The sequence below is a fragment of the Streptomyces sp. MB09-01 genome, assembly GCF_033794505.1.
GTDB lineage: Bacteria > Actinomycetota > Actinomycetes > Streptomycetales > Streptomycetaceae > Streptomyces.
On the sequence record NZ_JARAYQ010000249.1, the window covers coordinates 1 to 11,870 of the forward strand.

The 11,870-nt window shown below is 67.9% G+C and carries 10 protein-coding genes and 5 pseudogenes; 11 read left to right on the forward strand and 4 right to left on the reverse strand.

Going from position 1 to position 11,870, the window contains the following annotated elements:
* The first annotated feature begins 149 nt into the window (after positions 1–149).
* Positions 150–818 (forward strand): polysaccharide deacetylase family protein, encoded by a 669-nt coding sequence (locus tag PV721_RS34855; protein ID WP_319731497.1) that lies wholly within the window; start codon positions 150–152, stop codon positions 816–818.
* A gap of 376 nt (positions 819–1,194) precedes the next feature.
* On the opposite strand, the pseudogene PV721_RS34860 reads toward PV721_RS34855, so the two are convergent.
* Positions 1,195–1,848, reverse strand: a pseudogene (locus tag PV721_RS34860) (IS5 family transposase); the annotation flags it as partial.
* Positions 1,849–1,922: 74 nt separating this feature from the next.
* Between PV721_RS34860 and PV721_RS34865 the strand changes: the two are divergent.
* The 7 genes and pseudogenes from PV721_RS34865 (at position 1,923) to PV721_RS34895 (ending at position 5,752) form a co-directional block, all read left to right on the forward strand.
* Positions 1,923–2,261 carry a hypothetical protein gene (locus tag PV721_RS34865; protein WP_319731500.1) on the forward strand — a complete coding sequence of 113 codons (339 nt, stop codon included), beginning with the start codon at positions 1,923–1,925 and terminating at the stop codon, positions 2,259–2,261.
* Positions 2,231–2,980, forward strand: coding sequence for a site-specific integrase (locus PV721_RS34870; protein ID WP_319731501.1), 750 nt, complete (start codon positions 2,231–2,233; stop codon positions 2,978–2,980). Before PV721_RS34865 ends, PV721_RS34870 begins: the two co-directional genes overlap by 31 nt.
* A gap of 286 nt (positions 2,981–3,266) precedes the next feature.
* Positions 3,267–3,976, forward strand: a pseudogene (locus tag PV721_RS34875) (transposase).
* Positions 3,977–3,998: 22 nt separating this feature from the next.
* Positions 3,999–4,364 (forward strand): annotated as a pseudogene (locus PV721_RS34880) (DUF5753 domain-containing protein); the annotation flags it as partial.
* Between the two features lie 238 nt (positions 4,365–4,602).
* Positions 4,603–4,878: an isoamylase early set domain-containing protein gene (locus PV721_RS34885; RefSeq protein WP_319731502.1), complete on the forward strand. Its 276-nt coding sequence runs from the start codon at positions 4,603–4,605 to the stop codon at positions 4,876–4,878.
* A 58-nt stretch (positions 4,879–4,936) separates the two neighbouring features.
* Positions 4,937–5,275, forward strand: coding sequence for a PRC-barrel domain-containing protein (locus tag PV721_RS34890; RefSeq protein ID WP_319731510.1), 339 nt, complete (start codon positions 4,937–4,939; stop codon positions 5,273–5,275).
* Positions 5,276–5,614: 339 nt separating this feature from the next.
* Positions 5,615–5,752 carry a hypothetical protein gene (locus tag PV721_RS34895; protein ID WP_319731504.1) on the forward strand — a complete coding sequence of 46 codons (138 nt, stop codon included), beginning with the start codon at positions 5,615–5,617 and terminating at the stop codon, positions 5,750–5,752.
* Positions 5,753–6,067: 315 nt separating this feature from the next.
* On the opposite strand, the gene PV721_RS34900 is transcribed toward PV721_RS34895, so the two are convergent.
* Positions 6,068–7,507, reverse strand: coding sequence for a hypothetical protein (locus PV721_RS34900; RefSeq protein WP_319731506.1), 1,440 nt, complete (start codon positions 7,505–7,507; stop codon positions 6,068–6,070).
* Between the two features lie 232 nt (positions 7,508–7,739).
* On the opposite strand from PV721_RS34900, the pseudogene PV721_RS34905 reads away from it, so the two are divergent.
* Positions 7,740–8,339: pseudogene (locus tag PV721_RS34905) on the forward strand (IS701 family transposase); the annotation flags it as partial.
* Positions 8,340–8,370: 31 nt separating this feature from the next.
* On the opposite strand, the pseudogene PV721_RS34910 reads toward PV721_RS34905, so the two are convergent.
* Positions 8,371–9,580: pseudogene (locus PV721_RS34910) on the reverse strand (IS3 family transposase).
* Positions 9,581–9,822: 242 nt separating this feature from the next.
* On the opposite strand from PV721_RS34910, the gene PV721_RS44125 reads away from it, so the two are divergent.
* Entirely contained in the window at positions 9,823–10,341 is a 519-nt protein-coding gene (locus PV721_RS44125; protein ID WP_416371247.1) for a DNA/RNA non-specific endonuclease, read from the forward strand.
* A gap of 90 nt (positions 10,342–10,431) precedes the next feature.
* The gene (locus tag PV721_RS34915) at positions 10,432–10,965 is read left to right on the forward strand and encodes an SMI1/KNR4 family protein (RefSeq protein WP_319731508.1); all 534 of its coding nucleotides are present in this window, start codon (positions 10,432–10,434) and stop codon (positions 10,963–10,965) included.
* A 219-nt stretch (positions 10,966–11,184) separates the two neighbouring features.
* Here the strand turns inward: PV721_RS34915 and PV721_RS34920 are convergent, their stop codons facing one another.
* Positions 11,185–11,592 carry a hypothetical protein gene (locus PV721_RS34920; RefSeq protein WP_319731509.1) on the reverse strand — a complete coding sequence of 136 codons (408 nt, stop codon included), beginning with the start codon at positions 11,590–11,592 and terminating at the stop codon, positions 11,185–11,187.
* Positions 11,593–11,870: the final 278 nt, after the last annotated feature.

Sequence of the window (11,870 nt, forward strand, 5' to 3'; positions counted from 1 at the left end):
CCCGTCCTCCCCCGCCCCACCGCAGGACCGGAGCCCGACACCGCTGCCCCAGCAACGGCCTCACCCCGTCGACTGTCGCAAGACCAGCTGCATCGCTTTGACCTTCGACGCCCGGTCCCGGCCCCGACACCGCCTGACTGCTGGACATCTTGAAGGCCAAGGGCATCAACGCGACCTTCTTCCTGCTGGGCAAGAAGAACGTGACCCGCTTCCCCCAACTGGTACGCAGGGAGGCGGCCGAGGGACACGAGGTCGCCAACCACACCTGGACGCATCCGCGCCTGACCGAGTTGTCGGAGTCGGAGATCCGCCGTCAGCTCGTGCTCCTCCAGGAACGCGTCAAGGAACTCACCGGCCACAGCCCGAGCCTGATGCGCCCGCCACAGGGCCTGACGAACCCGCGTGTCGCCGAAGTCTGCCGCTCCCTCGGGCTGGCGCAGATCCTGTGGACCGTCACGGCCAATGACTACCGGGACCACGACCCCGCGGTCATCAAGACGCGTGTCCTGCAAGGCGCCCAGCGCAACGGGACCACCTCCTGCACGACGTCTGCCCCGGCACGGTTCCCGCCGTACCCGGCATCATCGACGGCCTGCGCCGGCGCGGGCTCACACCGGTCACCGTCTCCCGGCTCTTCGCCCCCGACACACCACAACCAGGCCGGGCCTACTGGAACGCACCGTCCACCTGAACGATCCGATCGACCCCGCCGAACCTTGCCTGCGGCGGCCGCGCCGTCGCGCAGGATCCCGTCCAAGTCGCGCCGCGGGGAGCGACGGTTCGCGATCATCCGGGCCGCCGCATCCTGGCGGGCCTGAAAAGCGTGGTTGGAATCACCGATGGGCAGCTGCTCGACGCCCGCCCGCGCCAACGGCCGTTTGAGAGTGGCGACCAGAACGGCCCGTAGCCTCCGGGCGCTATCCGGAGTGTCATCAATGGCCCAGAAGACCCAGCCCAGCCAGCCGATACTGCGGCCGGCGCGCGCGGTGTGCGCCAGCCACAGGGCCCAGGTCAGGCACTCGGGCCGGATGGTGGAGGAGTCCGGTTCGAACCACTCCGCGGCTTTGGGCAGCCAGCCCTGTTGTTGCCACCGTTCGATCTGTGTCGGAGTGGCCGTCTCCCCGTGCCCCTCGATGGCTCCGACGAGGGCGAGGTGGGCGGCGGACGGCTGAGAGGTCGTTTTCGTCCGTTGTTTCATCCCGAGATGGTCCGTTTGGCGGGCTTCTTCGGGCCTCGCCAGGAGATCGTATTCTCGCTGGTGAGGCGGCGGGCCATGAGGTCGGTCATGGCGATGTGGATGACGGCTTCGGAGCGGGTGGGCAAGGTTCCGTATTCGCGGGCCAGGCGGCGGTGGAGCATGAGCCAGCCGTAGGTCCGCTCGACCGCCCACCGCTTCGGGATCGGGGTGAAACCCCTGCTCCCGGGCTTACGGGTGGTGATCTCCATGTCGATGCCGAGGGTGGCGGCATGTTCGACGAGGTGCTGGCGGTAGCCGCCGTCGACCCACACCTTCCGGACGCGGGGGTGCTCGGAGGCGGCCTGGTCCAGGAGCTGGGTGCCGGCGGTGGAGTCCTGGACGCTCGCCGCGGTGACCAGCACAGCAAGAAGGAGGCCGAGTGTGTCGGTGACGATGCTCCGCTTCCTGCCCACGATCTTCTTGCCAGCGTCAATGCCCTGGCCGGAGGCGTGCACGCTGGTGGAGGTCTTCACGCTCTGCGCGTCGATCACGCAGGCCGACGGCTCGCCGTCACGTCCCTCCTTCTCCCGCAGCCGTTGCCAGAGCAGGCGGTTGAGCTGGGCGAACACGCCCTCGTCCGCCCACTTGGCGAAGTAGCCGTAGACCGTGTTCCTATCAGTTACGTGGAATCACGGGCCGCAGGATGGATCTCGTATTCTGCGGCCTCTCCACGGGCTGAGGAGGCGTGTTGGGCAACGTGGTGGTGCTGGAGGAGAAGTGGCCGGTCCTGGGTCGGCATGAGCGGGCAGCTGAGTGGCTGCGGGTCTGGACGGACCTGGGACGGGCACCGCGGACGATCGACGCCTACGCCCGGGGCCTGGCCGAGGACCTGCTGATCTGCGAGCGAGACGGCGTCGACCCGGCGACCGCGGGCCGTCTGCACGTGGCTGCGTTCGTGAAGGACCTCTCCACGCGGCCAAGCCGACAGGGAACCAACGTGGTCGCACTGGACTCCGGGGCGGGTCTGGCGAAGCAACGCTGCAGCAGCGACTGGTGCCGGTGCGGCTGTTCTACAACTACCTGATCGAAGAGGGGCTGAGGGAGTCGAACCCGGTCGGCCGCGGCCGCTACACACCCGGTCGGAAGTTCGAGAGCCACGAGCGCGGCCTGGTCCCGCGCCTGGTGAAGCTGCCCTGGATCCCGAGCGAACAGCAGTGGCTCGACCTGCTGGACGTCATGCGACAGGAGCCGGTACGGAACAGGGTGATGCTCGCCCTGGCCTACGACGCCGCATTGCGGCGCGAGGAGCTGTGCTCGCTGCGGACCGACGACCTCGCGGCCCACCGGACGCTTCGGATCAGGGCGGAGACGACGAAAACGCGACGCGAGCGTGCGGTTCCCTACTCCGCTCCGACCGGAGTGCTGCTGTCCGGCTACCTTGCGCACCGGGCCACGATCAGCCGGGCCCGCGGTCCGCTGTTCCTGTCGGAGTCGCACCGCAACCACGGGCAGCCGCTTACTCTGTGGACCTGGTCGAAGGTGATCCGCCGGGTTGCGCTGGCCGCTGATCTGCCGCGCTTCTCCACCCACACCACCCGGCACCTCTGCCTGACCGACCTGGCTCGGATGGGCTGGGAACTGCACGCCATCGCGACGTTCGCCGGCCACCGCCACACCGAGTCGACCATGACCTACATCCACCTGTCGGGCCGTGACCTCGCGGAGAAGCTGAACCGCGGCATGCAGCAGATCCACTCCTGGCGCGTGGACATGCTCACTCGCGCCGGCCACCCGGGCGGGTGAACGGCCAATGACCGCTACGAACACATCGGCCAGGTCGGACAAAGGTCGACCTGCCGTCTGGGCCTGGCCGCTCAACCTCACCCACTATGACCGACGAGCTCTCCTGACCGGCACCGAAGCGCAAGCGCTCAAGGCCTTGGAGATCAAGCAGGTCAGGCACCTGGGACTCACATCGCAGGCGGCTCCCGCTCGGCTCGTCGAGCCGCTGGTGCACGCCCGGGACTGCCTCCACTGGACGCCGGGCACAACGTCGTTTCTTATGGTGTGATCGTTCGTTGAACGGTGCATGACGGATCTGGTTGAGCGGCTGGTGCCGGATGAGTTGTGGGTGCTGTTCCGGCGGGTGGTGCCGCCGACGGAGGTGATACGTCCGCAGGGTGGCGGCCGGCGTCGAGCGGGTGACCGCGAGGCAGTGGCCGCGATCATCTTCGTGGCGACCTCGGGCTGCACGTGGCGGCAGTTGCCGCCGATGTTCGGCCCGAGCTGGCAGACGGTCTACCGACGCTTCACCCGGTGGAGCCGGGCCAGGATCTGGGCCCGCCTCCACCGCGTCATCCTCGACGAACTCGGTGCCTGCGGGGAACTGGACTGTTGCTGGTCACCGCGGCGAGCGTCCAGGACTCCCCCGCCGGCACCCAGCTCCTGGACCAGGCCGCCTCCGAGCACCCCCGCGTCCGGAAGGTGTGGGTCGACGGCGGCTACCGCCAGCACCTCGTCGAACATGCCGCCACCCTCGGCATCGACATGGAGATCACCACTCGCAAGCCCGGGAGCAGGGGTTTCACCCCGATCCCGAAGCGGTGGGCGGTCGAGCGGACCTACGGCTGGCTCATGCTCCACCGCCGCCTGGCCCGCGAATACGAAACCCTGCCCACCCGCTCCGAAGCCGTCATCCACATCGCCATGACCGACCTCATGACCCGCCGCCTCACCAGCGAGAACCCCATCTCCTGGCGCGACCCGAAGAAGACCACAGAACACCCGATTCTGGGATGAAACATCGGACGAAAACGACCTCTTATGGGTGGTGCTGGACGAATCGGCATTGTGCCGGGTGGTCGGCAGCCCCGGCATCATGCGTGAACAGCTGGAATACCTGAACCATCTCGGGGCGCAGCCGCACGTCACTGTGCAGGTCCTCCCGCACAGGGTCGGAGCCCATGCGGGCGTCTCGGGGCAGTTCTCCGTCCTCCGCTTCGCGGACGCCTCGGACGGGGGGACGGTGTATCTGGAACGGTTCACCAGCGACCTCTATCTGGAGAAACGATCCGACGTGCAGCGCTACAGCGTCATGTACGAGCACCTGCAGGCTCAGGCCCTGAGCCCGGACGACAGCCGATGGTTCATCACCCAGGCCGCCGAGGTCTACGCCGCGGTGCGCTGACTGGCCGCCGTGTTCCTCCTCGTCGCCGACGTGCTCTACCTCGCGGGCCGCTCCGTGTGGCGCACGCCCACCGCCCCGTCCACCGAAACGCCCGGCCCCGGCGGATCTGGCCGTGCCGCCGGGGAGGATGCGGCCGTCCGGGTGGCAGCTGTCGCGTGTGGCGTAGTCCGGCGCTGCGGAGGTCGCCGCAGCGGGCATGGATGGCGAAGCCATTGCCCCTGACATGAGGAGACCGTCGATGCTGGAGCGCACCCGGCGTAAGAACCGGACCGAGATCACGTTCGTCCTGCCCGCCGGCCATCCGGCCGGTGAGGTCAGTGTGGTCGGCGACTTCAACGACTGGCGGCCCGGCGCCCACCCGATGGCCGAGCGCCCCGACGGCACCCGCGCGGTCACGGTCACCCTCCCGGTGAATCAGCACCACGGGTTCCGCTACCTCGCCGACGGCGGCCACTGGCTCGACGAGGAGGAGGCGGACGGCCACGACGGCCGCAACAGCCTCCTGCACACCTGACCCGCCGTGTGAGCGCGGCCGGTCCTACTCGAGAAGGAGACCCACCAACGTGACCGACATGTGGAGCTACAACCCGGAGTCCCGCTACACGCCCGGCACCAGCCTGGTCGGCTTCAAGGTCGAGGCCAGTGACGGGCACATCGGCAAGGTCGACGAGGCCACCGAAGAAGTCGGCTCCTCCTACCTCGTCGTTGACACCGGACCCTGGATCTTCGGCAAGGAAGTTCTGCTGCCCGCCGGCACCGTCGTGCGTGTCGACGTGAAGGAGAAGACGGTCAACGTCAACCTCACCAAGGACCAGATCAAGGACTCGCCCGAGTACGACAAGGACAAGCACCGCGGCAACGCCGCCTACCGCGACCAGCTCGGCCAGTACTACGGGCGCGCCCGCATCTGAGCCCAGCGCGGCTGCGGCTCCACACCACGCACGGGAGCCGCAGCCGAAGGGGGCTGACGAAGCCGGCGTGCGCGGGCATCGGGGCACGATCGCTCATTCGCGTGACCTTGCGGGGTCCCTGTCGTTGATGGCGGCGACAGGCGCGCCGCCCACATCCCCCACGGACGGCGCGTGACGGCCCCTGCCCCCGCCCCCCGGTGTCAGGGGCCGTCGTCACTGATTCGCGCTCTGGGCAGCCCGGCGCGGCTGTGCTCTGCTGTGGCGGTGAGCTGCGAAGACGATGGCACGAAAGCCCGGCCGGGCGCAGGAGCGGGGATCCCCGCGCAGGCCAGGGAGACGGTGGAGCAGATCGTGGGCGCGGTCCGTGACGGTGATGACGAGCGGATCCGCTGCCTGCTGGTGGTGCTGGCCGAGGCCGCGGACGCGGCGGTCCTGTTGTACCTGCGCGAGCGGCTCAACGCCGAGCGGCTGGGCTGACCGGGGGCAGGGTGGCTGCCGGAGCGGCCGGCCCAACCACGGAGCCGCTCCGGCAGCCCCGGGGAAGCGCGCCGATACGGGGGCTCGCTCCCCGGGTGTGATGCCCGGCTCGGGCGGCAGCGGCGGGCGAGGATGGCCCATTCCTCGTCGTGCCGGCCCGGGACGCGTCGTCCTGTGTTCAGCCACTCCTGGACGAGGGCGGCATAGATCGGCTCCCAGTCGGGAGGAACCGTTTCTCCGCCTCTTCGCTGTCCGCCGATGGCCGGGGTGAGCCGCGGCGGCCGAATGCGGCGCGAAGCCGTCGGCGAGCGTGTGTCAGGGGGTGGGGCGGAACATGATGGTTCCGGTCGGCCCTTGCCCGGGTTCGGTCAGGGCAAGATTTCCCGTGTTGTAGTCGATGATCAGTTTTTCCATGGACAGGAGGCCGTCGGTTGCCTTCACGGTGCTGATTTGGGTCCGGGTGCCGTCCTTTGCCGCGTAAGCGTAGACGGGCATGTCCTGGGAGGTCTTCCCTGCCAGGACGTACACGGTGTCCTTGTCGACTCCGAGGAACCGGGGGGTGGTGACGGTGTCGACCGCCTCGGTCCATGTGGTGGCGCCGCTCTCCAGGTCGAGGGCGACGATCTGGATGGGAGCCGTGCTGCTGGCGGGGTTGCCCGCGACGAGGTAGGCCGTGGAGCCGCTGAAGGCGATGTCGAAGCGCTTGGCCCCGCCGAGGCGCCGGCTCTGGTTCAGCCGGATCTCGCCCGCGCTGGAGGCGAGCGGAATGCGCCGGGCCACGCTGCCGTCCCGGGTGAAGGTGACGAGCTCCGGCTTGGTGACCTTGTCGAAGCTGTAAGGCGTGACGATCGCGGTCATGGGGGCGGCCCCGACCAGACTGACGTCACCCTTGGAGGGCACGGGCATGGGGACGGGCTCCTTGGACACCTCCTTGCCCGAGGCATCGAGGGTGGACACCCAGTACCTCCACAGCTCAGGGCCGCCCTCGATGCCGATCATGACCATGATCCGGTCCTGGTGGGCGGTCATGTCCCAGTTCAGGACGTACTTGTCGAGCGCGACGCCTATGTTGCGCCAAGTCCATGCTTCGGCGCCGTCGAGGCGCAGCCCGACGACCGTGTTCGGGGTCATGACGGCGATGACATCGCCGGTGAGGAAGGCGAGCCGGGTGGTGTCGGTGGTGAGTGGTTTGCCGTTCAGGGGGGCGCCGGAGATCTGCTTGGTCCAGACGATCTGGCTGCCGTTGCGGGTGTCGATCAGCGAGATGCGGTCGCAGCTGGCCCTGAGGGCCTCCGGGTCGCCCTTGATCCATGCGATGGCACCCAGGCCGTCGGCAGTGAGGCCCTCGGTCATACCGCAGGGCGTCATGTCCGGTTCGGGCGGCACGACGGCCCCCAGCTTCTTCCCGGTGGCAGGGTCCAGGATCTCCACCCCGGTCCCGCGGCCCAGGTAGTAGGCGCCTTTCGTGCGCCAAGCGGCCATGTACGGCGTGCGCAGCGAGTCGCCCTCGACGGGTGGCGACTTCCACGCCTGGGCGAGCTGCGCCGGGGCGAAAGGTTCCTTCAGCGCGGTACTGCTCTTGGAGGACGTGCTCGCGGTGCTGTCGCTGCAGGCGGTGGCGCCGGTGAGGAGAAGAACGGCGGTGGCGGTGGCGGCGAGGATTCGGCGGCTGTGGTCACGCAGCCGTCCGCCGCTCTGCGGCTGGAGTATGCGGCCGGAGTCCTCGGCTGGGTAGGGCTGCTGATGATGCGCCATGCGGTGGTGTTCTCTTCCATTTCGATCGGTGGTGTGGCCGCCCTCGTGCCACAGGGCCGCCGCGGCGACGGCCCGGAACGTGGCGGGGGGGGCTGGGAGGAATCGTGTCACAGCCGCAAACAGTGATGCGTCCTCAACTGTTCTGGCTCAGCCGAGGGTTCGTGTCCGGCGAGACCTAGTACTGCAACGGCGTTTGGCGTGACTGGTGGCCAGGTTGGTCGTTGGTCTGGTTATGGGTGGGGTGCTTGGTGATGTGAGGGCGTGGGCAGCGGGTCTGGGTGAGGTGCATGAGCGGTTCGTGCACCGGTTTGCCTGATCGGAGCCACGTGAATCAGCGCTGGCGTATATGCGGGGACTGATAGCCCCGCTGGAGCGGAAGAACGGCTGGACGCTCGCGGAGGAAGCAGGGCATTCGGCTCCCGACCGGATGCACCGGCTGCTGAACCGGTGCGACTGGGACGCCGATGAAGTCCTTGACGACGTCCGCGACTACGTCGTCGAACGCCTCGGAGACCCGGAAGCCGTCCTGATCGTGGACGACACCGGGTTCCTGCAGAAGGGCGTCCGCTCCGTCGGCGTCCAGCGCCAGTACTCGGGAACGGCCGGGCGGACGGAGAACTGCCAGGTCGGTGTCTTCCTCGCCTATGCCGGTGCCCGCGGCCGCACGCTGATCGACCGCCGCCTGTATCTGCCCACGTCATGGACCGATGACCGGGAACGCTGCCGGGCCGCGGGCATCGAGGACACGGTGGCCTTCGAGACGAAGGTGGTGATGGCCAAGGCGATGGTCCGCCGGGCGGTCACGGAAAGGATTCCGTTCCGGTGGGTGACTGAGATTGATCCGCGGTAGTGGACACCGGGTTTCATGCGACGAGTGACAGCGTAGGTGGTGTGATCAGCTGTTGTTCGAACTTTGCTGGTGTGAGGTAGCCGAGGGCGGAGTGGCGGCGGCGCCGGTGGTAGTAGGCCAGCCAGCGGAACAGCTCGAGGCGGGTCTGTGCCTTGGAGATCCAGCGCCGCCCGTGGAGCAACTCCCGTTTCAGGCCTTGGAAGAACGACTCGGCGAGGGCATTGTCGTAGCTTGAGCCGACGCGGCCCATGCTGCGGCGGATGCCGTGCCGACGGTAGACGTCGGCGAACGCCGCGCTTGTATATTGAGCGCCCCGGTCCGTGTGGAGACCACGCCGTGGACCTGGCCGCCACGGGCGGCCACAGCCATCTCGATCGCGTCGGTGACCAGGGACGTGCGCATGTGGTCCGCGATAGACCAGCCGATCACGCGCCGCGAGCAGATGTCGATCACCGTGGCGAGATACAGCCACGCCGATCCGACGGCGACGTAAGTGATGTCGCCGCACCACTTGGCGTTCAGCACATCCGCCGTGAAGTCGCGCATCACCAGATCAGGCGCGGGCGGAGCCGTCTTGTCGGCGATGGTCGTGCGCTACTTGCGCCGCAGGTGCCGGCCGACGAAGCGGTTGACCCTCATCAGACGGGTGACGCGCTTGCGGTTGATCTTCCGTCCCCGGGACCTCAGCTCGGCATGCACCCGCGGGGCACCGTAGACGCCTTGGTGATCGGCGTGGATCTCGCGGATCTCAGACACCGTCCGCGCTTCGTCGGCGGCTCGCTCGGCGCGGGCCCCGGCACTGGCCTGGTGCCGGTAGTAACCGGAGCGGGAGACGCCCAGGACTCTGCGTATCCGCTTGACGCCGAAGTCGGCGCCGTTCTCGGAGATGAAGTCCCAGCGGCGGGGGCTCACTTCACCTCCCGGGCAAAATGGGCGGCCGCCCGGCGCAGTATCTCGCGCTCCAGCTGCCATTCCTTCTCTGCCTTCAGCAGGCGGGCATTCTCCACCCGCAACCGGGCCAGCTCCTCCGCCTCACCCACACCGGCATCACGGCGGGCGGGCACGGCCTGAGACTCGTCCTTGCGGACCCACGTCCGCAACGACTCAGCTGTGACACCGAGATCCGCGGCCACGGCCGCATACGTCCGCGTGCCGGCCGCAGCACGGTAGAGCGCGACGGCATCCTTCCTGAACTCCTCCGGATACGGAGACTTGCGTCCCACCTGGGCATCCCTCCCTGGACCATCAAGATCCATTGTCAGGGTGTCCACTCCAAAGGAGCAGCCTCACTCACCGAGGAAAACCTGCGGCTGTCCACAGCTGAACGGCAAGCGACCACGGAGAACACGGGTCTCCACCAACGAGTCACCGAGCTCGAGGACGACCTCACCGCCGCCCGCACCAGCCTCCGCCGGATGATCCGCAACGAGCCCCGAACCCTACGGCGTACGTCCACAACCCCCTGTTGTGGGCGGATCCCCTCGGACTCCTCCCCTGTAGAAAGAACGAGCCGGACGACCCTACGTGGGACGGCAGGGTCGTCTACGGCGAACCGGATGCACTCGGGCGGCCGACAGCAATGCACGCCACACTGGGGCCGGACATGATGGGGAACAACCCCACGGATCCGCACGGTGATCCGCCTGGTTGGCAGAAGGACGCGGGGTACAACCGAGCCCACCTCCTTGGCGCACAGCTCGGCGGATCCAACTACGATCCAGCGAATGTCGTCACCATGCACGCCTACGCAAATTCTCCCGTCATGCGGAAAATTGAGAACCAAGTCAGGGCCGCGGTGGAGGCCGGCGCGAGACAATCCAGTACAGCGTCACTCCTCGATACAACGGGACTGACAAAAATCCCCACCGGGGTACACATCGAGGCTTATGGTTCAAACGGCTTCAAGTTCACCCAGCACCGTAGTACTGGAATAACCGAAGCAGGCAACACCCCTTTCATCCCCAATCAGCCGAGAGGGGGCTAACGAAAGCCGCGAGCAGGCACGATTTGCCGTCACCTGCGGACCTAGAGTCATTCGCCCGGACTCACCGACCGTTAAGAAAAGGACCCCACCGTGACCAACGCCCTTACCCGTCTTCTCGAAATCGCACCGGCGCCGAGCCAGCCCCGCCACAAGGACTGGGGCGAGGTCGAAGGTACGCTCGCGGTCGAGCTTCCCGAGGACTACAAGGAGCTCATCGGGGTCTATGAAGGAAGCAACTGGGACGACTACCTCTACGTCCTGGAACCCGACTGCCCCAACAAGCACTACGACCTCCTCAAGTGGGCCAAGTACCAGTTCGAAGACCTGGAAGACCTGTGGACAGTCGAGAAGAAGCCGGAAGAACTGGAGACCGAGGGATCCCTGGTCATCCCATGGGCGACCACGGACAACGGAGAATGCCTGTACTGGCTCGTCCTTCCGGGCGTTGAGCCGAACGAATGGACCGTCATGGTGAACGAGGCGAGCGGCCCCCAATGGGAACATTACTCCGTATCGTGCACGCAATTCCTCGCGTCCGCCCTCACCGGAGAGCTGCAGTCGAACATCCTCTCGTCACTGTTCCCCCTGGCCACGCATGAATTACGCCGCCTGGGTGCGGTGTAACGATGCGGCACTCTGCCGACCCCAACGGCTTCAGCTGCAATGCTGAACTGAGTGAACCTCAGCCAACCTAAGTCGGCTGAGGGCCTCGAGATTCACTGGCGGGGACTGGTAGCCGCGGTGTCGTAGGCGATCCCGCTCGACCAGCCGCTGGTCCAGCCCGTCAGGCGTACTCGGAGAACAGGCTCTCCAGCAGGGCGCGCCGCTCCGCGTACGGGTGCGTCAGCAGCTCCTGGCCGTCCTGCTGCAAGACGTCGAAGGCGACGAGGCCGGCCACCGTGCGGCCAGGGCCAGGGCGCCGCGGGCGCGGGTGGCGGCCCGGCGCTGCAACGCCTCGAAGGACAACCGGCCCGCTGCGGTATCCCAGACGACCAGTTCGCCGTCGAGGACCAGGCCATGCGGCAACTGCGCCTCGGCGGCCGCCACCAGGTCCGGCCACCGGTCCTGAACCAGCGCCCCGCGACGGGTTTGCACCAACACCGTGCCGCCGGGGCCGGCCGCGGTGAACAGCAGAGCCCGGTGCCCGTCCAGCTTCTGCTCGAACGCCACCCCCGCCCGCAAAGCGGCCGGGCCCGGCACGGCTTCCGCGGCCTGCGCCAGCATCGGCTCCACCGGCGGTCTGAGCGTCACCAGGGCCTCCCTCACGGCTTGCCTGCCCCTCTTCCAGGGTCCGCCACACCTGCCGGAGGCGGCTCTGCAGGACGGCCGTCGCATCATCCATCCGAGGGGCGCAGCGGGCCCGCCAGAGGCGCCCTGCGGGGCTTGTGCGGCACGGTGGCGGCATGCGTCGCTGGCCCCTGCCCCTGCTCCTTACCGCGCTGCTCGCGGCCTCGGGATGCGTCACCGTCCACCCCTGTGTCCGTTCCGTCTTTTCCTTTTTCAAAATTCCCAGCACACAAAAACGCCAA

Bases quoted from the DNA above. Each gene is read 5' to 3' on its own strand.
- PV721_RS34900 (WP_319731506.1), bottom strand. From the start codon at position 7,507: ATGGCGCATCATCAGCAGCCCTACCCAGCCGAGGACTCCGGCCGCATA.
- PV721_RS34890 (WP_319731510.1), top strand. From the start codon at position 4,937: ATGTGGAGCTACAACCCGGAGTCCCGCTACACGCCCGGCACCAGCCTG.
- PV721_RS34885 (WP_319731502.1), top strand. From the start codon at position 4,603: ATGCTGGAGCGCACCCGGCGTAAGAACCGGACCGAGATCACGTTCGTC.